The 21,216-nt window shown below is 57.3% G+C and carries 17 protein-coding genes and 1 riboswitch; of the genes, 10 read left to right on the top strand and 7 right to left on the bottom strand.

The genetic code is table 11. From position 1 onward, the window contains the following. Positions 1-2: 2 nt before the first annotated feature. From Q7U71_08790 to Q7U71_08760, 7 genes are all read right to left on the bottom strand, one after another. Positions 3-839, bottom strand: a complete 837-nt coding sequence (locus tag Q7U71_08790) for an energy transducer TonB (GenBank protein MDO9391855.1) — start codon at positions 837-839, stop codon at positions 3-5. Between the two features lie 123 nt (positions 840-962). Then, positions 963-2,522: an apolipoprotein N-acyltransferase gene (gene lnt, locus Q7U71_08785; GenBank protein MDO9391854.1), complete on the bottom strand. Its 1,560-nt coding sequence runs from the start codon at positions 2,520-2,522 to the stop codon at positions 963-965. Further along, a complete protein-coding gene (gene purN, locus Q7U71_08780; protein MDO9391853.1) occupies positions 2,519-3,148 on the bottom strand; it encodes a phosphoribosylglycinamide formyltransferase in 630 nt (209 codons plus the stop codon). Before purN ends, lnt begins: the two co-directional genes overlap by 4 nt. 136 nt (positions 3,149-3,284) lie before the next feature. Then, the gene (locus Q7U71_08775; GenBank protein ID MDO9391852.1) at positions 3,285-5,195 is read right to left on the bottom strand and encodes a TonB-dependent receptor; all 1,911 of its coding nucleotides are present in this window, start codon (positions 5,193-5,195) and stop codon (positions 3,285-3,287) included. A gap of 30 nt (positions 5,196-5,225) precedes the next feature. Further along, a complete protein-coding gene (locus Q7U71_08770; protein ID MDO9391851.1) occupies positions 5,226-5,996 on the bottom strand; it encodes an ABC transporter ATP-binding protein in 771 nt (256 codons plus the stop codon). After that, entirely contained in the window at positions 5,993-6,961 is a 969-nt protein-coding gene (locus Q7U71_08765; GenBank protein ID MDO9391850.1) for an iron ABC transporter permease, read from the bottom strand. Before Q7U71_08765 ends, Q7U71_08770 begins: the two co-directional genes overlap by 4 nt. After that, positions 6,951-7,841, bottom strand: coding sequence for a cobalamin-binding protein (locus Q7U71_08760; protein ID MDO9391849.1), 891 nt, complete (start codon positions 7,839-7,841; stop codon positions 6,951-6,953). Before Q7U71_08760 ends, Q7U71_08765 begins: the two co-directional genes overlap by 11 nt. 194 nt (positions 7,842-8,035) lie before the next feature. Next, positions 8,036-8,223: riboswitch (cobalamin riboswitch) on the bottom strand. 386 nt (positions 8,224-8,609) lie between these two features. On the opposite strand from Q7U71_08760, the gene Q7U71_08755 reads away from it, so the two are divergent. The 10 genes from Q7U71_08755 to Q7U71_08710 all read left to right on the top strand — a co-directional run bounded on the left by Q7U71_08755 (position 8,610) and on the right by Q7U71_08710 (position 20,987). Beyond that, complete coding sequence (locus Q7U71_08755; GenBank protein MDO9391848.1) at positions 8,610-8,882, top strand: zinc-ribbon domain containing protein; 273 nt, start codon at positions 8,610-8,612, stop codon at positions 8,880-8,882. 201 nt (positions 8,883-9,083) lie between these two features. Further along, positions 9,084-10,052 carry a GNAT family N-acetyltransferase gene (locus tag Q7U71_08750; GenBank protein MDO9391847.1) on the top strand — a complete coding sequence of 323 codons (969 nt, stop codon included), beginning with the start codon at positions 9,084-9,086 and terminating at the stop codon, positions 10,050-10,052. A gap of 82 nt (positions 10,053-10,134) precedes the next feature. Then, entirely contained in the window at positions 10,135-11,253 is a 1,119-nt protein-coding gene (locus Q7U71_08745) for a glycosyltransferase (protein MDO9391846.1), read from the top strand. Continuing rightward, a complete protein-coding gene (locus Q7U71_08740; protein MDO9391845.1) occupies positions 11,250-12,443 on the top strand; it encodes an N-acetylmuramoyl-L-alanine amidase in 1,194 nt (397 codons plus the stop codon). The genes Q7U71_08745 and Q7U71_08740 overlap by 4 nt, the downstream gene beginning before the upstream one ends. Positions 12,444-12,525: 82 nt before the next feature. After that, positions 12,526-12,774: a hypothetical protein gene (locus tag Q7U71_08735; GenBank protein ID MDO9391844.1), complete on the top strand. Its 249-nt coding sequence runs from the start codon at positions 12,526-12,528 to the stop codon at positions 12,772-12,774. Between the two features lie 96 nt (positions 12,775-12,870). Further along, on the top strand, positions 12,871-13,437 hold the full coding sequence (locus Q7U71_08730; protein ID MDO9391843.1) for an ORF6N domain-containing protein: 567 nt from the start codon (positions 12,871-12,873) through the stop codon (positions 13,435-13,437). 50 nt (positions 13,438-13,487) lie between these two features. Next, positions 13,488-14,312 carry a glutamate racemase gene (gene murI / locus Q7U71_08725; GenBank protein MDO9391842.1) on the top strand — a complete coding sequence of 275 codons (825 nt, stop codon included), beginning with the start codon at positions 13,488-13,490 and terminating at the stop codon, positions 14,310-14,312. Between the two features lie 178 nt (positions 14,313-14,490). Further along, positions 14,491-17,841 carry an ABC transporter substrate-binding protein gene (locus tag Q7U71_08720; GenBank protein ID MDO9391841.1) on the top strand — a complete coding sequence of 1,117 codons (3,351 nt, stop codon included), beginning with the start codon at positions 14,491-14,493 and terminating at the stop codon, positions 17,839-17,841. A gap of 59 nt (positions 17,842-17,900) precedes the next feature. Next, positions 17,901-18,881 carry an RluA family pseudouridine synthase gene (locus Q7U71_08715; protein MDO9391840.1) on the top strand — a complete coding sequence of 327 codons (981 nt, stop codon included), beginning with the start codon at positions 17,901-17,903 and terminating at the stop codon, positions 18,879-18,881. Positions 18,882-18,983: 102 nt separating this feature from the next. Further along, on the top strand, positions 18,984-20,987 hold the full coding sequence (locus Q7U71_08710) for an OmpA family protein (protein MDO9391839.1): 2,004 nt from the start codon (positions 18,984-18,986) through the stop codon (positions 20,985-20,987). Positions 20,988-21,216: the final 229 nt, after the last annotated feature.

Here is a 21,216-nt window from a genome sequence, read left to right as displayed (position 1 = left end):
ACTTACTCCAAACTGAACACCACCGGGTAGCTCAGCCAGACCGCCACCGGCTTATCGCCCTGCAGGGCCGGGGAGAAGGTGGAGGCTCTTAATGCCTCCATGGCCGCCTCGTCCAGAGCTTCGTTGCCCGAGCTTTTAAGCACCCTGACCTTGGCCACCTGGCCACCCTTGTCCACCAGCACATAAAGGGTGACTTTGCCTTCGGCCCCCATGGTCCGGCAGATGGAGGGGTAGACCGGCCGGAGCACATTAAGTGGAGCGGGTGAGGTGCTATAGGCCACATAATCTCCGGGCTTGGGAAGATCGGCGTTGTTGTCCACAACCGCGTTCCGAATCAGGCTGTCGTTGGCCGGGCTGTTACGGTTGGAAAAGGAGTTCACTATGTCATTGTTGGTCCGGTCGTCAAATTCGGTGGTGTCGGAAGCGTTGTCATCCACCAAAACTATTTTGCTGCCGAAGGCCGGGCGCTTGATCAGACCAATATCCTGCGGTTCCGCATTCTGGTTGGGATCAACCGACTTGGGTTGGGGGATCATCCGGATCAGGGAGTCCATGGGCATCGGGATGATGACCCGGTTCCCGCCGTCCGGCCCCGCCGGTTCCGGTTGCAGGAGGTCCCGGATTACCGGATAACCACCGGCCGCCCCCATGGCTAGAACCATCAGAAGCGCGGTGCTGAAAAGGGCCGACTTCAGGTCAAAGGTTTCGATGGCCCGGTAGGTGGCCCTGGTGTAGCCGGGAACGGGGGCCAGTTTAAGCTTCAGGTAAAGGGCCAGGTAGCTTGCGGCGAACCCCAGCAGGGCTCCAGCCAGCGGTAACAGCCAGAATATGTTCTTCATGGTGTTTGCTCCTTTTTTAGTTCTGTAGAATATACGGGAGAAAGCGGGGGTTTATTCCCTGAAAGCATAAAAAAAGACGCCGGCAAACTTGCCGGCGTCTTTAGTATCTTGTGTCTGGAAATATTATGACCGTTTTCTGGCCAAGGGGACTAAAACCCCAATGGCGATCAGCAGTATCAGGCCATACTGGAACACGTCCCCGAAACGGCTGTAAAAGGTCCTGACGGAAAGCAACGGCAGGGACTCCACCGTCACCGTCTGCTGATACAGCGGGGTGGGCTGCAGAACCTTGCCCGTGGGCAGGATGAACATGGAGATGCCGGAATTGGCGCAGCGGGCCACGGCCCGGCGGTTCTCCACCGCCCGCAGGACGGCCATCTGGGCGTGCTGCATGGCGGCCCCGGAGCGCCCGAACCAGCCGTCGTTGGTGATGTTGACCAGAAGTTTTGAGCCTTTGTTAACCTGATGCCGGGATATTTCCGGGAAGATGGACTCGAAGCATATCAGGCAGGACAGGGCTGCCTCAGGCGTTTCAAATACAATGGTGTCGGAGCCAGCGGTCCACTCCCCCTCGCCGAAATTGACATTCTTTAAAAACGGTATCCTGTCCTTCAAGGGGAACCTTTCGCCGAAGGGCACCAGCCGGCTCTTGGCGTAACTGCCCAAAAGCCCCCGGCCGGGGGCAAAGAGGAAGGCGGCGTTGAAGTACAATTGGTTTTGATTGTCATCCGCGGCCATGTCCGGGACTCCGGTCAGGATCAGGGAATTTGTCCGGTCCGCCAGCTGCCGCATCTGGTTGCCGTACTGGGGCTGAAATCTCAGGTAAAACGGCAGGGCCGTTTCCGGCCAGACCACCAGGCCAACCTTTTGGGCGGAGGCGTCCAGGGTCAGCCTTTTGTATTCCTCAAAGTTGAAACGCTGGAATTCCCGGTCCCAGCGCATGCCCTGCTGGATGTTGCCCTGGATCAAGGCGGTATTCAACCGGGGCGAGCTTGAAGACAGTTTCTCCACCGAGCGGACGGCCAGGCTTCCCAGCCAGGGGGGCAGAACAAGCAGCAAAACCAAACCCAGGGCCATTGCAATTGTTTTGGGCTTTCTGAATGTTTCTGACAAACCGGTCCGCTGGCTCCATATCCTTGATCCCAGACCAAACAGCAGGCCGTTTACCAGCACCGCCCAGAAGGTCAGGCCGTAAACTCCGGTCAGCGCAGCCATCTGGATCCCGTTGGTCCAGGGGACCAGCGCGTATCCCAGGCTGCCCCAGGGAAATCCCAAAAGCCCCTGGCTGCGCAGAAGATCAAACGTTGGAAGGCATAATGCCAGCCAGGCCCAGAAAGGGATCCTGGTCCTGACGGCCAGCCATTTAGCCAGGGCAAAGCTCAGGGCAAAATAGAGCGAGAGATAGAAGCCGATCAGCACCACTCCCAGATAGAGCAGGGGTTTTACCCAGCCCTCCACCGCGGGGTTGAAGACTATCCAGTGCAGCAAGCCGATGTAAAAGATCGTCCCCGAAAGCCAGGAGAGCAGGAAGGTCTTTCTGGCCGGAAGTTCTTTGACCGCGGACATCAGGGGGGTCAGGCAGACGAAGGCCAGGGGCCAAAGCGTCAACAGGGGGAAGGCCGAAAATAAAAGCAGGCTGGTGAGACCTGCCAAGATGAATTGCATGGATCGTTTTTGGATCATGGTTTTATCAAAACCTTTTTATCCTTCAGTTCCAGCCGGTTCCGGGCAAAGAGTTCGATGGCCTGGGAATAGGCGATGTGTTCTTCATGCAGAACCCGTTCGGCCAGGGTCTCCGGTGTATCGTCCACCAGGACCGGCACGGTGCGCTGGAGGATGATGGGGCCGTGGTCCACCTCCCTGTCCACGAAGTGGACGGTGCAGCCGGATTCGGTCCTGCCCGCAGCCAGCACCGCCTCGTGGACCTTGTGGCCGTAGAATCCCTTGCCGCCGAAGTCCGGCAGCAGGGCGGGGTGGATGTTGATGACCCGGCCGGGGTAATGCTCCACGAAGAAGGGGCTGAAGATCCGCATGAACCCGCAGAGGCAGACCAGGGTTGCCCCCTGGCGGTCGATGATGGCGGCCAGCTCCCGGTCGAACTGTTCGCGGGATGTAAAATCCCGGTGGTTGACCACGAAAGCCGGCAGGCCGTGTTTTTTGGCCCTATCCAAAGCCCCCGCCCCGGGAACATTGGAGATCACGGCGGCAATTTCCGCCTTCAGTTTTCCGGCCTCAATGTTGTCGATTATGGCCTGAAGGTTGGTGCCCCCGCCCGAGACCAGGCAGGCTATTTTAAGTTTGTTATCCATGTTTTTAATTTTAGCTGAACTGCCACCGGATGTCAATGTAAATATAAACGCCAGGATAAACTACAACTACGAAGAAACCATGAAGGATAGAAAAATATTTCCTATTTTCCTGGATTACTAATAAAATATCCAAAGACTAATCCCATAATTCCAAAGTCACTCCGAATGACTGGGTGCGGCGGGGCATGGGGTAGCCGTAGCGGGTTTCATAATTAGCGTTGAATAGGTTCTCCACCTTGTAATAGACCCGGGCATCTACGATCTTCAGGGAAAGCACCTGGTTACTAATGATATAACGGGGCAGGGTCTGGTTGTACATATTGTCATATTGGATGTCGGAATACTGGGACCAGAACTTCCAGCCCAGTTTCAGGTCGGGCACGATCTGGATGTCGTTGATTGAGACGGAGCCGTTGGCGATATGCTGGGGCTTAAAGGGAAGTTCGGGACTGCCCACGGTGTCCTGGACCGTCAGGCAATAGGTGTAGTTGAGGTCCAAAGTGACCAGGTCAAAAAGAGTGCGGCCGGCCTGCAGTTCGATCCCCTGGGATATGGTCTTGCCCAGATTGGCGGTTTTGGACACACAGGTCAAGGGATCATAATCCCAGATGATAAGGTCAAGCGTGTTTCTTTGAAAGGCGGACAGGGAAGCCGAAACCCCCACAATGTCCGTCTTTATCCCGGCTTCAAGCTGGCTGGATCTCTCGGGCTTGAGATCCGGATTGCCGTACATCATCCAGATGTCATCCTTCCAGTAAAGCTCGTTCAGGGTCGGAGCCCGGAAGGCCCGGCCGTAGCTGGCGTAAAAATTCAGGCCTTCAAAAAAGCCGTAGTTAAGCGAAACCGAGGGCGAGGTTTGAGCCGGATAGGCGAAATCCTTGTCGTACCTGACGCTGCCCACCAGCAAAAGGCCTTTCAATGGTTCCAGCTGTTGGATCAGGAAGACAGCTTTATGATGAAGTTCCGGCGTTCCCACATTGGAGATGTAGCTTTCCACCATCTGGTAACCGGCCCCCGCCGTGGTGATCGCCTGGGGCATCCATGAATGCTGATATTGGCCGTCCACATTGGTCTGCCGGGTGTAGTTGCGGCTGTCAACATCGGCATAACACATGTTCTCGATGGAATTGCGGGAGACGGCCACAAAGCTGTTCTGGTCGTAACTGACCTTTAAACTTAGATCCTTTCCCCAGTCCTTCTGCCGGTCGGTATAGGAAGGATCAAGCAGCGAACCCGGCACACCGTTCTGGGACTTGTATTCCTGGTAACGCAGCTTGGTCTCGATCCTGTCATAGGGCCGGGCGAACAGGTCCAAAAAGTAATTGGTGCCGTCGTAGTCGGAATTGACCCGTTGTCCGCCGGTCTTCTTCCAGGTGGCGCCCATGGAGAGGGAGGCCCATTGGGCCAGAGGTCTTGATACCATGGCCTCCCAGACCTGGGAGCTGTAGCCGCCTTTTTCAAAATTTATCCTGGAATACGGTTTGAGTTGTTTGGAGTCCCGGGTGATGATGTTGATCACCCCGGCCACGGCATTGGCCCCGTAAAGGCTGGAGGCCGGCCCCCGCACGATCTCGATCCTTTCGGCCTGGCTCAATATCCGGTTGAGATCGTAAGAACCGTTCTGGGCCGAGTTGACAGGAAGTCCGTCCAGCAGGTAAAGCACCTGGTTGGCGGCCGCCCCCCGGATGGAAAGCGACAGGGCGCTGCCCAGGCCCCCGTTGCCGCCCAGGGATGCCCCGGCGGTCTGGGACAGGCGGTTGGCGGCGTCAACATTCGGGGTCAGGGGTTCGGGTTCCAGTACCGACACCGAGGCCGGGGCCGACCGTTCAGCCAGCGGGGTCCGGGTGGCGGTGACCACCATTCCCTTCAGCATATAGACCGCCAGGGAATCCTTCATCTCTTTGGTCTTGACGGCGGCGGTGCTGTCTAAGGACGCAACGGAATCAGCCGTACTGTCCGGAATGAATTTGGTGACCCTGGTGCTGTCGGAGGTGCTGTCAATTGCTGCAGCGGTCAAAAGAAATGTTGCCAGCAGGGATAGGATCATGTGGACCTCGATCTGATTTATGTTAAACGGTTAGATTATTATCTGGGGGCGTCCGGTCACAGGATGGGATATCTTATGGACATTGATCTGGTATACCGGGTTCAAGTTCTCCGGCGTCAGCACCTCCTCCGGAGTTCCCTGCTTTACCAACCGGCCCTGGTCCAGCAGCAGCAGGTGGTCGCAGAACTGTCCGGCCAGGTTCAGGTCGTGCAGCACCACCACCGACAACACTCCTTTGAACTCGGCCAGTTCCCTCACCAGAGACAGGATCTGTTTCTGGTGCTTCAGATCCAGGTGGTTGGTGGGCTCGTCCAGCAGCAGGACGGATGTAGTCTGAGCCAAAGCCCGGGCCAGCACCACCCGCTGGCGTTCGCCGCCCGACAGGCTTTTGATGGGCCGGTCTTTCAGGCCAAAGCAGTCGCAGTCGCGCATGGCCTTTTCGGCGATCTGGTGGTCTTCGATGCCCTCAGGCTGGAGGGGCCTTAAATAGGGGCTGCGTCCCATCAGCACGATCTCGTATGCGGTAAAGTCGAAGGAGAACAAATTGTCCTGAAAGACCACGGCCATCTTAAGGGCCAGTATTTCCGGGGAAAAACTTCCCAGGTCCTGGCCCGATATTTTTATCTCCCCGGAAAAGCCTTTCCTGTCCAGCATTCCGCCCAGGCACAGGCAGAGGGTGCTCTTGCCCGAGCCGTTTGGCCCCAGCAGGCCCACCATCTTTCCCCGGGGCAGGGAAAAACTGACGCCGTCCAATGCCTTTAACGGCCCGTAGCGGTATGAAAGATCTTTTACTTTGATCACAGCCCGGCCCTCTTTTTGCGCCGCAGCAGGTAGATGAAGAACGGCACGCCCAAAAGCGAGGTGATCACCCCCACCGGGATCTCCTGGGGGGCGATGGTCCGGGCCAGGGCGTCGGCCAGCACCAAGAGGTTTGCGCCCAGCACCACCGACAGGGGAAGCAGCCGGGAATTCTTTGGTCCTGAAATCATCCGGGCCAGATGGGGGACCACCAGCCCCACGAAGCCGATCACCCCGGCCAGTGAGACCACCGCCGCCACCATCAGGGCCGAGGCCAAAAGTATCCGCAACTTCAGCTTCTCCACCTTAAGCCCCAGGCTTTGGGCCGGCTGTTCCCCCAAAGAGAGCAGGTCCAGGTTGCGCCCCTGGCTCCAGAGGTAGCCGGTGCAGAGGATGATGATGGCGGCGCAGACCCACAACAGATAGAGGCTTTGGGCGCCGAAGATCATCCCCAAATTGCCCATCAAAAGATATATCATCTCCTGCAGCTGGCGCCCGGCCAAAGCCAAAAGCAGCATGATCAGGGCCGAGAAGAAGGCGTTGACTATTATTCCGGAGAGGATCACCGTCTCCGCCGGCAGCCTGGACCCCACCTTGCTCAAACTGTAGACAACATAGAGGGCTAAAAGGCCGAAGGCCAGCGAGAACAAGGGCAGGCCTACGGCCCCGCCCAGCCCGGCCGAAAGCCCCAGCAGCAGGGCCAGAGCCGCCCCAAAAGCCGCGCCGCCGGAGACGCCCAACAGATAGGGCTCGGCCAGCGGGTTGCCCAGGGCCGCCTGCAGGGCCGCGCCGGAAGAGGCCAGCCCGGCCCCGGCCAGCAGACCCAAAAGCACCCGGGGCAGGCGGATGGCCATCACCTGGGGGTCAGCCAGCAGGCCGAAACCGGCCGGCCCGGAAGCCAGCCCCAGCAGGATGGTCAAAAGGCTTAAGGGCGCCAGGTAATACCAGGCTTTGATGTCACGGCGCATAGAATATCCCATGCAGTATCTTTATTCCTTCCGTAAAACGGGGGCCGGGACGCAGGATCACGTCCTGGTCCAGCCCGGGGTAGATCCGGCCGTTTCTGACGGCCGAGACATTCTGCCATCCCAGCCGCTGTGCGATCTGTTCTTTGTTGGCCTGGGGGTGGAGCACGATGATGATGGTGGGATCGTTCTTTACCACCAGTTCGGGGTTGACCGCGGTATATGATGTGGGGAGGTTTCCGGTGACATTGATGCCGCCGGCCAGGGCTATCATCTGGCCGATGAAGCTGGAATCCCCGGCGGCGAACAGGGGGGAGGAACCCAGCTCGGCAAAGACCTTCGGTCTTTGCTCCATAGGCACCTGATCCACCGCGGCTTTGATGGCGGCCAGCTGAAGATCCATTTCCCGGGTCAACGAATCCGCCCGGCTTGGGCTTTCCAGCACCTGGCCCAGCGCTTTTAAGGCCCTTTGGATGTCGGCCACGGTCTCGTCCTTGAAGCAGAGCACCGGTATGTTCAGGGCTTCGAACTTTTTAAGCAGCGGACTGGGCCGGCTGCCGATCATCAGGGCCAGATCCGGCTTAAGCGAGACCATCCGCTCGAAGTTGGGGCTGATCATGTCGCCGACCACGGTCTTTTCTTTGGCCTGGGGCGGCCAGTTGCACCAGGCGGTGACCCCCGCCAGCCGGCCCTCTCCGCCCAGGGCGTAGACCATCTCAGTCAGGCTGGGGGCAAAGGAGATCACCCTTGACGGGGCTTGGCTCAGGCTGACGGTGCGGCCCAGGTCGTCGGTGAGGGTCAATGTCATTTTACCATGCGGCCGGGGTTGGGCGCTGCATCCCAGGAGAAACAACAGGGATATGAAATAAAGGGATCGCTTCATGGCAGGCGGCGTCCGTGATTAGTGATTTGTTCTTAAAACAAAAACCCGTTCCCCCGGCTTTTTACGCCGGAAGAACGGGCTGGCAATCTTTTAACGAATGCTTCATTCAGCCCGGCCTTCCCGCGAAGCCGGAGTACTAACTGGGAACAGGGAATAGATTTTTGGGGTTCGTGAATAAATCCCAGTGATCCAGTCCCAGTTCCCTGTATCAAGGCCGGTCTCCTGGCTTTCCGGCAGCCGGATCGCCTTCCCGTCCTTTTAAGACAGTGGCTGATTGATCGCGACCATAACGCCGGTTCACAGTTGCGGGGCAGCTCCCGGTTTACACGGGATTCCCGATTATCCCCAAAAAAGATGGGGCACCTTGAAGATGGGATTATATTCCAAAACCCATGCTGCTGTCAACCATTGATTTTTCTACCAAGGGCAGACAGGAGCGCCTCCGCTAAAGCTATGGCACTCGAGGGAGTCTAATAGATAGCGTAAGCGGATTTACATGATTAAAAAACCAGAAGAAAATATCCCGTAATTATGAGAATATCCGGATGAGTATGTTAAACCTGTGAATTAAGCCGAATTTTGCCCAAAGGCCCCCAAGCAAGAAATATTAAAATATTTTTGTTTACCCCTTGACAAGTTGCGGTGATTGTGTTATTATTGCAACAGTAACAATAGAACGTTTGGAGAAGTAGAATCCCGTTTCGGTTGTTAAACCAAAACGGTTTTTTTATTCCTCCGGACAAAAAAACCACAATTCCAAGGAGAAACATGAGTTTCACGGACAAGACCCTGAGCTGTAAAGATTGCAGCAAGCCATTCACCTTCACTGCCGGCGAGCAGGAGTTCTACCAACAGAAGGGCTTTCAGAATGAGCCCCAGCGTTGCCCGGATTGCCGTCAGAACAACAAGAACGCCAAGCGCGGACCGCGCCAGTTGTTCAAGGTGACCTGCGCCGAGTGCGGCAACGAAGCCGAAGTTCCCTTCAAGCCCACCGGCGACCGTCCGGTGCTTTGCTCGGACTGCTTCAACAAGAAGCGCTAATCAGCCAATTACTGTACATTAATATACGGTAATCAAGAACCCCTCCGTCCCAACCGGAGGGGTTCTTACTTTGTCTCCGGATGTTCCGAGCAAGTTATTTCGGGATGGCCGGGGCATTTTTCTATTGACATTACAACAGGTTAGGATATAATTAAAGTTTTAGGTTTGCAAATTTCAATCAGGTTTAAATTACGGAGAGTCATGATCCAGATATCCGAATACAAGGAAACCGACAGGCGCCAGTGGGAAGATTTCATTGCCTCCTCGGCCAACGGCACCATATTCCACCGCCAGAGGTTTTTGGACTATCATCCCAAGGGCCGGTTTGCCAATCATCACCTGATGCTCCGCCAGGATGACCGCCTGCTGGCGGTGCTGCCGGCCCTGATCAAGGACGAACAGGGCATGCCGACCCTGATCAGTTACGGCGGGGCCTCTTACGGCGGGATGGTAACCGCGCCGGGGCTGGGCATCGCCCAGGTCACCGGGCTGGCCGAGGCTGCAGTCAGCCGCTGGACCAAGCAGGGGATCAAGCGGCTGCTGATAACCCAGCCGCCCCTGATCTACATGAAGACCCCGGACCAGTACATCGATTTTTGCTGGGCCCGGGCTGGGTTCACCTATTTAAAGCGGGAGATCACCGCGGTCATCCCCCTGAATTTCCGGAGCCAGGAGGATATTCCCCTGAGTTTCAAGCAGGAGACCCGGACCGCTTTGCGCAAGGGGCAGAAGGCCGGGATAGAGGTCCGGCAGGGCGGCGATCTGGATGAATTCTACCACATCCTGGAAAGGAACCTCAGCCAGCGCCACAATGTCAGACCGACTCATACCGCCGAAGAGCTGAAGAAGCTGAAAAAACTCCTGCCCGATGACATCATCCAGTTCACCGCCTATCAGGGGAGGAAGGCGCTGGCCGGGATCACGGTTTTTATCTGCAATCCGCGGGTGATACTGGCCTTCTACATCTCGCACGACCAGAGATACCAGGAACTGCGTCCGGTCAATTCGGTCTACCACGAGGTCATCCGCTGGGGCTGGGCCAACGGCTACAAGTACCTGGACCTGGGGACCTACACCCTCAACATGCAGCCCAACTGGGGGCTGGGGAAGTTCAAGGAGAACTTCGGGGCCCGGGGCTTTTTGAGGGAGACCTTTGAACTGCGGATATGATCTGCCACTTAGACGCCATCCGATACATTCAGGGCAAACTCCGGCGCAGAGATAATATAAAACTGACTTGATGGACGAACCGATGACAGAACCCCGCGGCTGTTTCATATATTTCGGTGATATCCGCTACGACTCCCGTTTGCAGAACATTGCCGGCACTTTGACAAGGAACGGGCAGTCTATTACCGTGCTGCAGGCTGCCGAATGTAGTGAGGGATTCAATCTCGACGGGGTCCGGGTGGTCTCCGTCAAGACCAATAACCGGATAAAAGGTTTTGCCAGGTTCCTCTGGTTCTATGCCAGGATAATTCCCGCTGCCCTAAAAATAAAGGCCGATTTTTTCTGCGCCGCCGACCTGTATTCACTTCCTGTCGCTGCCTGGGCGGCTAAAATAAACAAGGCCGGTCTGTTCTACGATTCCCGGGAGATATACTCGGCTCTGGGGGCTTTGGCCGGGAAAAAAACCAAGCAAAATATTTGGCAGTTGCTGGAAAAACTTTTCATCAAAAAGGCGGCGGTCTTTACTTCCGGGGAGATCGATTCGGCCAGACTGACCGAGCTTTACAGCATCCCTGTTCCCAAGGTGGTTTACAACTATCCTTGCCTTAAAGACGTTCCCCGCAACAAATCACTGCACTCGGCCCTGAAGCTTCCGGAGGACCGCTTCATCCTGATATATCAGGGGATGCTGGCCCCGGGCCGGGGCATAGGGTTCATGCTGGAGATACTGCAACAGCTAGGTCCCAAATACGCCCTGGTGCTGATCGGTGATGGATCGATGTTTGATGAACTCCAAAAAAAATCCCAGGCCCCGGAATGGCGTGACAAGCTATTTGTGATGGGCCGGGTTCCCCACCAGCAGTTGCTGGAATACACCGCCTCGGCCGATATCGGACTGGCCCTGATCGAGGGGATCACTCTGAGCTATTTTGCCGCCCTGCCAAACAAGCTGTTTGAATACATCATGTGCGGGACCCCGCCTCTGGTCAGCGAGCTGCCGGCCATGAAAAAAGTGATAGACCGGTACGGAACAGGGAAAACGGCGGCATACGGGGACGTTCCCCAGGCGGCGCTGGCCATCGAGGAAATCCGCCGGCATTTGCCGGAACATCAGAAAGCCTGCGCCGCAGCCCGGCTGAAGCTCAATTGGCAGGAACAGGAACCGGAAATATTAAGCATTTTTAAATCAAGGCAGGCTTGAAAAAACTTTTCATCATATCGCTGCTGGCCCCCCTTTGGGCCTGGGCCGCTTTGGCTCCCAATCAGCTGACCGTCATCGACGGGCGGGGCGGCGCAAAGATCACCGAGACGGTGACCTTTGACAAGGAGGAGTACCTGAGCCTGGCCGATCTGTCGGCCAGCTGGAACGCCCAGGCCACCTGGTCCGAGCATACCGGCAACGCCGACCTGAAACTGCCGGGGCACACCCTGCGCTTTTCGGCCGACAACACCTTTTTTCTGGCCGACGGAAAATCCTACAACCTGTTCAACCCGGCCCGGCTGTACCAGGGCGAGCTCTACGTGCCGATGGAGCTTTTCACCAGGTTCCTGATACCCCTGTGGGGCCGGAGCATCATCTGGGATGCCAAGGACCGCAAGCTGAGCCTGGGTGGCATCAGCCCGGAGCAGATCAAGATCCCCGAAGCCCGCCGCCGCAACCAGATCCCGGAAAAACAGGGCATCCAGAAGGTGGTGGTGGACCCCGGACACGGCGGCAAGGACCCCGGGGCGGTGGGCCCCACCGGCCTGTGCGAGAAGGATGTCAACCTGGAGGTGGGCCTGATGCTGAAGGCCATCCTGGAGCAGGACCATAACCTGATAGTGGTGATGACCCGCAGCGACGATACCTTTATCCCGCTGGGCGACCGCACCAAGCTGGCCAACCAGGAGGCGGCCGACGTATTCATCAGCATCCACTGCAACGCCGCCCCGCGTAAAAAGGTAAAGCTCAAGACCATGCGGGGCTCCGAGACCTACTTCCTGTCCCTGGCCAAGACCGACGACGCCAGGGCCACTGCGGCCATGGAAAACTCGGCCATCGACTTCGAGCAGCCCCAGAAGAACGTGGCCAACCAGGATGACGTCCAGTTCATATTATGGGACATGGTCCAGAACGAGTTCCTGACCGAGTCCAGCGACCTGGCCGAACTGGTGCAGGAATCGCTGACCAAGAAAATGCCCGCCGTGCCCAACCGGGGGATCAACCAGGCCGGGTTCTACGTGCTGAACGGAGCCTACATGCCGGCCATCCTGGTGGAGACCTCGTTCATCTCCCACCGGGACGAGGAGAAGCTGCTGAAAAAGCCGGACAACCTGAAGAAGATCGCCAGGGCGATTGCCGACGGCCTGGAGGCCTTTGCCCAAAAGTACAAGAAGGAATTGGGGCAGTAGGGACAACCTTTCCCACGAAAACTTGTCCTGAGCGAAGCCGAAGGATACACGAAAAGACACGAAAATAATTTTCGAAATGAACATGGAAAAAGAAAAAAAGCAATGGTTCTTGGCGCTCAGTTACAGGTTGTGGGTGCCCATCTCCTGGGAAGGATGGACCGTAATGATATTTTTTGTGGGCGTGCTGCTTTTGATCCGGCAGGTGAACATGGCCCTGTTCGGCAATGGGGCGTTTGAATTCTCCAAGCATTGGCCGATGCTGCTGGAACTGGGGGCCACAATCTTTGCGATATATTGGGTGACCCGGGGGCGAGTTAAGAAAAATAATTAGGAAATGATTCTTAGATGAGTTTGTGTTCCGATTGACCAAAGTGGAATATAAATCTCTAAGGTCACAAATTGTGACCTTAGAGATAACAGGTTTTTTATGAACAAAGAAAAACATAGTCTGATCATAACCGATGCCGACATTGAGCGTCGCATCTACTTGCTTCGCGGCCTGAAAGTGATGCTGAGCGGAGACCTGGCTGCCATGTACAGTGTCCCGCGCAGAGTAATGATGCAGTCCGTTAAAAGAAATATCGAGAGATTTCCAACTGATTTCATGTTCCAGCTGTCGCAGGTAGAACTTGCCAACTTGAAGTCACAATTTGTGACTTCAAGTTGGGGCGGCATCAGAAAGAGACCCTATGCTTTTACCGAACAAGGCGTGGCCATGCTCTCCGGCGTGCTGCGCAGCAAACGGGCCATTCAGGTCAACGTTGCCATTATGCGGACATTCGTAAAACTGAGGGAAATATTGTCCGCTCACAAGGAATTGGCCGAGCAGTTTTCCCTGCTGGAACGCAAGGTGGAAAAACACGACCATGAGATTCATGCCATTTTTGAGGCCATCCGCAGACTTATGGAGCCGCCGGCCCGATCCAAGCGCACCATAGGGTTTAAGATCGGAGAGACCAAATCACATTATCGTACCGGCAAAAAGAAGTGTTGATTTCCCTAATAAATATTGTTAAACATTCGGTAAATTGTTAACGAAATATTATGCCCCAACACATCCCCATAGGCATCTTCGACTCCGGCTTCGGCGGGCTGACCATCTTCAAGCAGATCCGCCGGCTGCTGCCGCAGTACGACTACATCTACCTGGGCGATAACGCCCGCACTCCATACGGCAACCGCTCCTTTGAGGCGGTCCTAAAGTTCGCCACCGAAGGGGTGGACTACCTGTTCCGGCAGGGCTGTCCCCTGGTGCTGATCGCCTGCAATACTGCCAGCGCCAAGGCTCTGCGCAGCATCCAGCAGCAGTATCTGCCCAAGCACTACTCCGAACGCCGGGTGCTGGGGGTGATCCGGCCCACGGTGGAGGTCATCCACAACTACACCAAGACCAACCAGGTGGCCTTGTGGGCCACCCAGGGCACGGTCCGCTCCGAAAGCTTTGCCATCGAGATCGCCAAGCACGCGCCGGGAGTCAAACTTGTCCAGCAGGCCTGCCCCATGCTGGTGCCGCTGGTGGAGGCCGGGGAGCTGGAGGGTGATGGCCTGAAGTACTATATCACCAAATATTGGAATCAAACCAAATCCCAAATCGAAGACATAGACACACTTCTGCTGGCCTGCACCCACTATCCCCTGATACTGCCCCAGATCAAGGCGCTTCTGCCATCGGATGTCAGGATACTTTCCCAGGACGAACTGGTGGCGCCGAGCCTCAAGGAATACTTGGCCCGGCACCCGGAGCATGAATCCAAGGTCTCCCGGAACGGGAACTGCCGCTACCTGACCACCGACGCCTGCGAACATTTTGATCACCTGGGCGAGATATTCATGGGGCAGAAGATAGCTTCGGAGAAGGTGGATCTCTGATCTTCCCGGCTATTTCTTGCCCACGAAATACACGAAACCTTCCGGGGAAGGTCTCTTTCAATTTGTGAATGGACCCAATTCCGTACCTGCTAAAACGGCCAACCACTCAATCGATTCAGTTAGAGTTTTTTAGTGCGTTTTAGTGGGGCGGTAAAATAACATTTATCATCAGGCTGATATGAAACTATTCAACTTCAATTCAAGGTCCGACGAGGCGGTGATCGAGGCGCCCGGGCCGGCCGAAGCCCGGTGGAAGCCGTCTGACGACCTGCTTGACGTGCTCAAAAAGATAGACGAGTTTCTGAAGATCCTGCCGGAAATGTCGGGGAACATCAGCGCCCTGGCCGCCGAGGAGCGGGGGCACCTGGCCAACATCCACACTTTTGGAGCGGCCCTGGCCGAGGCCTTTGAGGGGATGGACGCCATCGCCAATTCCTCGGCCCTGGTTACCGGGAACAGCCAGGAATACAAGCAGGTGATAGCCCGGGCAGAACAGCAGCTGAAGGGCGCTTTGGATTCCTTTGAACTGGTGGACCAGAGCTACCAGCGGTCGGCGGTGGAACTGAAGGACCTTTTTACCACCACGGCCGAGCTGGAAAAGCTGGCCGGGCTGATGGCGGACCTGTCGGTCAAGATAAAGCAATTGGTGCGCAACGCCGAGATCCGGGCCTTCCATGCCGGCAGCAAGGGAAAGGGATTCGGGGTGATCGCCGAGAACATGAGCCGGCTGGCCGGAGAGATGGAGAAGACGGCCTCCCTGGTCCCCAGCCTGACGGCGGGGGTCAAGGACAAGATCCAGCAGATGTCATCCGGGGTGCTGGAATCCCGGCATCTGGTGGACGGGCTGAGATCGGGGGCGGAACAGGTGAAGGACAAGCTTAATGCCCTTTACCAGTCCAACCAGGGAATGGTGGAGGATTTTGACCGGATTGGTTTGATGGCCAGGGAGCAGCGGGAGCTGGAGAACAAATTAGTGGGAGGCCTGAAGAACATCACCCAGAGCGCCGAGGGGCTCTCGGTCTCCCAGGAGGTGGCGGCCCTGGTGCTTTCAACCGAGACCGGCGAAATGGGGCAGGTGGAGTTTGCCAAGAACCAGATGGACGAAGCCCTGGGCTTGTGGGAAAAGGCCGGAAACCCGGCCGCTTTGCACGAGGCCCGGAACAACTGGATGATGCTCAAGGCCAAGCTGCAGGCGGCCTCCGAACGGTGGCGCGACCTGCAGTCCACCATCGACGACCAGAAGACGGCGCTGGGGGCCGAGGAGGAACTGGCCGGAGCCATGTGGCATAATCTGGAGGCCTTGTTCGAAAACATCAACCGCATCAAATCCAGCCTGGACGGGATGGGCCAGAGCATCGGCCGCAACCGCCAGGATTTTGAGGACATGAACCAGGGGCTGACCGGGTCGTTTGACGATCTGCTCCGGGTCAAGACCTGGCTGGATGATTTTGAGTCGGACCGGGAAGGCCTGGCCGGCAAACTGGGGGAGATATCCCAGACCGGCGCCGCCATCAAGGATTTTACCGAGCAGATAAAACTGCTTTCGTTCTACGCCGCGGTGGAGGTGGCCGAGATGGGCCAGGAGGGCGGAGCATTTGGGGGCATAGTGGGCCAGGCCCAGGCCCTGTCCCAGCAGGCGGCCGCCGACTCGGCCAGGATCGGGCCCCTGCTGAAGCAGGTCACCGAGCAATTCTCCCAGACCAGCCATACCGTCCGGCAGACCCAGAAGATCATGGCCACCAGCCTGGAGTCGGTTTCCCAGGCCAGGAGGTCCCTGGACCTGGCCCGGGAATCCGGGGGGCGGATGGAGCAGATAGTGGCCGAGGCCGGGTCGGGCATCGACCGCCAGCAGTCCCGCCACCAGGACATCTTTGACCGGTACAGCCAGTACAGCCACAGCTACCGGGAAGTGTCCGCCAAGCTTCAGGGCTTTTCGGGGTTCCTGCTCAAAGGCCGGGATTCCCTGGCCTGGTTCGAACGGATGGGTTCGTTGGGCCGGGCGGAGATCGAAGCGGCCGGGCTTAAGAATTACATCGGGGGCCAGTTGAAGGCCGACATCAGCTCCGACCCCATCACCCTGGACCCGGCCATGATGACCGACGCCACCTCCAACGAAGTGGCGGCCCAGATCTTCGAGGGACTGGTCCAGTTCGGCAGCGGTTCCGCCGTGGTGCCGGCCGCAGCCTGGCGCTGGAAGATCTCCCCCGACGGGCTGAGCTGGACTTTTTACCTGCGGCGGGGGATAAAATTCAGCCACGGGCGGGAGCTTATCGCCCCGGACGTGAAGTACTCCCTGGAGCGGCTGCTAAGCCCGAAGATAAAATCGCCCAACCAGTCTTTTGTGGAGATGATCAAGGGCGCATCTGAATACAGCCAGGGCCAGGCCAGGGAAGTGGCCGGGCTGCAGGTGATAGACCACTATGCCATCAAGATAGTGCTCCAATATCCCTTCATGCCGTTCCTCTCCAACCTGGCCTGCACCATGGCCGCCATCGTCCCCAGGGAACTGGTGGAGGACGGCACCCAGGATTTCTCCCGCCACCCGGTGGGCTCGGGGCCGTTCATCTTAAAATCATGGGATGCCGGAAAGACGCTGGAGCTGGAGCCCAACCCCCACTACCACGAGCGGCGGATCTCACTATCGGGGATAAAGTATTCCATAGACCTTAAAGACGAGCAGAAGACCGAATCCCTGGCTTCGGGCCGGCTGGATGTCACCGATGTCAACAGTTTTCAGCGCCGGGCCCTTTCCCAGGACCGCAACCTGAAGGTGGTCAGCCTGCCCCAGCTCAACGTCCAGTACCTGTGCATCAATGTTTCCCGGGTCTCGCCCTTTGCCGATCAACGGGTGCGTCAGGCCCTGAATTATGCGGTTGACAAGAAGGCGCTGATAGAGACCACCGAGCTGGCCGGGGACGCGGTGGCGGCCAAGGGGGTCTTCCCGCCGGAACTGTGGGCCTACAATCAAAATCTGGCCGGTTACGGCTACGACCCAGACCGGGCCAGAAAACTGCTGGCCGAAGCCGGATACGCCGGGGGGCTGCCCGGGGAATACCTGCTGGACATTCGGGACAACAAGGCCCAGTGGCAGCGGGCCGAGATCGTCCTCCAGAACTGCCGGGAGGCGGGCATCAGCATCAAGATCAATCCCCTAAGCTGGAAGGCCCTGCTGGAAAAGACCTACAGCTGCCAGTCCCAGCTGTCGTTCAACGGCTGGAACTCGGACAACGGCGACCCGGATAATTTTTTATACCCCCTGTTCCACTCCAAGAACACCGGCCGGGCCGGCAACGTGGCCTTCTTCAAGTCCCCGGTCATCGACGCCATGCTGGACGAGGCCGTCACCATCCGCGACCCCGGCCAAAGGCTGCTGCGCTACCGCAAGATCGAGGAGATGATAGTGCAGGAGGCCCCCTGGGTTTTCATGTATCACACCGTAAAATCCACCGCGGTCAGGAACACCGTCCATGGCTTCCGGCCCCGGGCCTTCGGCTCCGAGTTGTACAAACACTGCTGGGTGGAACAATGACGGCTGGTGGCGCGTAAACCGTGAATGGTGAATTGTGAATTGCAAATTGAATTGCCGACATGCCGGATGAGCTTCAGGTCATAACCGTTACCGTATCCTCCGCCCAAAGCCGGGTGCGGCTGGACCGTTACCTAAGCTGCCAGGGAATGAACTATTCCCGCAACCAGCTGCAGAAGTTCATAGAATCCGGCCGGGTGCTGGTGGATGGAAAGCTGAGACCCCCCGGTTACCTGGTGAAACCCGGCGACGAGATCGAGATCAAAAAGGACCAGCTGGCCGCCCCCCGGCGGGAGATGCTGGCTGAGGATATCCCTCTGGACGTGGTATACGAAGACCAGGATCTGATGGTGATCAACAAACCGGCCGGGATGGTGGTCCACCCGGCGGCCGGCAACCGCCAGGGCACCATGGTCAACGCCCTGCTGTTCCATGCCCAAAACCTTTCTCAGGTGGGGGGGCGGGAGCGGCCCGGCATCGTGCATCGGCTGGACAAGGAGACCTCCGGTCTTTTATTGGTGGCCAAGACCGACCAGGCCCATACCCATCTGGCCCGCCAGCTGGAGGCCCGCAAGATAGTGCGCCGCTACCGGGCGGTGGTCTGGGGAGTTTTCGGGGAACCCCAGGGCATTATTTCGGCTCCAATAGGAAGATCGGCCTTCGACCGAAAAAAAATGGACGTTACCAAACTCCGGGGCCGCCAGGCGGTTACCCATTACAAGGTTTTAAAGGAATACCAGATCGCCTCGCTGGTGGAACTGAAACTGGAGACCGGCCGCACCCATCAGATCAGGGTGCACCTACAGCATCTGGAGCATCCGGTGCTGGGGGACCCGGATTACGGGGGCCGTTCCAGGTCACTGTTCTCCCAGTTCGCCTCCGCCGATCCAAAACTGGCAGAGGAACTGCTGGAGGCCATTGACCGCCAGGCCCTGCATGCAGCGGTGCTGGGGTTTGTCCATCCCACTTCCGGCAAATACCTGGAGTTCAAGGCTCCGCTTCCCGGCGACATGGAGGAGGTAATTAGGCTGCTGGAACAATGATTGTCGAACAGTTCTTTTATTGCTTGACAAAACCTTGGTATTCCTGATATATTTAATATTTACGGCGCTTTGAAAATCCTAATAATTTGGAGGCTTTTAAAAATGAAAAGCAACAAGTGGTTGGTGTTATTGCTGGTAATGCTGGCCGGGGCCGGACTGGCCCAGGCCTATCGTCCCCCGTCCTTCGACGGCGGCTGCGGGCTATTCAAGGTCTCCTCGGCCCGCACCATGGGCAAGGGGATGCTTTCGGTGGGTTTTTTGCAGTCAGACTTTAACGGAATGGACATGATAAAAGGAGACATGTTCTTCCAGGGAGACACCACCACTGAGGGAGGCAAGCCGGACAAACATTACCGGGGCATACTGCGGCTGATGATCACATACTCCCCTCTGGATTTCTTTGAATTTTCCATTGGGCCCAGGGTATACGCCACTTACGACCGGCACTCCAACGTGGTTGGCCAGGCCGGCAAGCTCCGCTACGACGGGTTAAATTACGACCTGGCCATGTTTTGGGTGCGGGACATGTTGATCAAGACCAAATTCAGCTATTCCTCCAAGGAATACGGTGGAGCGCCTTTTTCCTACGCAGTAGGCGCAGAGCCGTTCGTTTCAATAGGACTTCCGGCAACAACGGCCTATATGTACACTGACAACACCGAGGCCCCTGAGTATCCGGATTCCAATATGGTGGCTCACGGCTTTACCGAACTTGTCTCCCACAACCCCGATTTCGGCGCCAAGTTTTTGGGTACCCTGACATTGGGCCCAGCCTCATTGCATGGCAACCTGGGTTTCTTAAAAGCCGGCAATGCCAAACCGGGGTATGTCATCAATTATGACACCTTGGTTTATGCCAATCCTGACACTCACAGTACAAACTCCGATTCAGTATACCGCAACGATCCGGCCAGCCTGGTCCACCCGGCCGAACCCGGCACCGTGACCAGGGAAAATCAGGTCTTGTGGGGAGCGGGGATTGAAGTGGCGGCCGGTCCCTATGTAACTTTCTTAGTTGAGGCTTCGGGGGAAAAGGCCAAGGGTCAGGCCTTTACCAACGGCAGCCCCTCCCGCATTACCCCGGGCATCCGTTTCAACACCCCCGGCGGTTTCACCATGGACGGAGGCTGCGAGTTCAAGATGTTCAACGGCTCCACCTCGCCCAACTGGAACGCCGTGTTCGGGTTCTCGGTGACCTCGGGCTCCGCCAAGAAGACCGCGCCGCCGCCGGCCACCGCCATCGCCGGCAAGGTGATGATCGCCGGAACCGACTCCATGGTGGAGGCCACCCTAAGCTCGCCCGCCATCAACGCCGGCGCGCCCATAATGCTTAAGCCCGACGGCAGCTATTCCATCAACGTCCCTGCCGGCACCTACCGGATCCGGGCCGTGGCCGGAGACTCGTTCCTGTGGCAGGAGAAGGCGGTGACCATCACCGCCGGCCAGACCATGATCGTGGATTTCGGCCTGCGGCGCAAGGAATTCCCCAAGGGCAACATCACCGGCAAGATCATAGACAGCAAGACCGGCAACGCCATGGGCTCCACCATCAGCATCTTCGGGCCGGACAAGGTAATGGTGGGAACACCGGTGGTCAGCGATCTGTTGACCGGAATATACTCCATCAACCTGCCGCCCAACATCTACATGGTCCAGGTTCAGGCCGACGGCTACAACACCGAGACCGCGCCGGTGCCGGTCAACGACAAGCAGACCTTCATCCAGAATTTCTCGCTGAGGGCCATTCCCAAGAAGGGCGAGAAGGTGGTCTTAAACGGCATCAAGTTCAAGACCAACCGGGCCGACATCATTCCGTCCTCCTACAGCATCCTGGACGAAGCCGCCAAAATGCTAAAGGACAACCCCACCATCAAGGTGGAGATCGGCGGGCACACCGACAGCCGGGGCAGTGATGCCAAGAACCAGAGGCTATCGGAAGCCAGGGCGGTGTCGGTGCGCAATTACCTGATCAACAACCAGGGCATCGCCGGCGACCGGCTGACCGCCAAGGGCTACGGGGAATCCCTGCCGCTGGCCAGCAACAAGACCGTCAAGGGACGGGCCGAGAACCGGAGGATAGAGTTCGTGGTGATGAGCCAGCAATAGGCACCTTTCCCACGAAAGGACGCGAAAAAATCGCTATATAATTTGTGATCACAAAGCGGCGCTTAACTTTTAAGCGCCGCTTTTTTGTTGTCGTTGCTTAGTCAATATGTCAGGGTAACTGGCAAGTGAAAATGTCAGGGGTAGGAACAAGTTGTTGGAAACTGGTCAACCAAAGGGTGGCTGATGAAAACCTTTGGAACTATTGTGGCAAGTTGTTCTTTTCTAAGTG

The sequence above is a fragment of the bacterium genome (assembly GCA_030655055.1).
Lineage (GTDB): Bacteria > Edwardsbacteria > AC1 > AC1 > EtOH8 > UBA5202.
The sequence above is the reverse complement of the archived record's forward strand: the minus strand, read 5'-3'. Positions and strand labels throughout refer to the sequence as shown.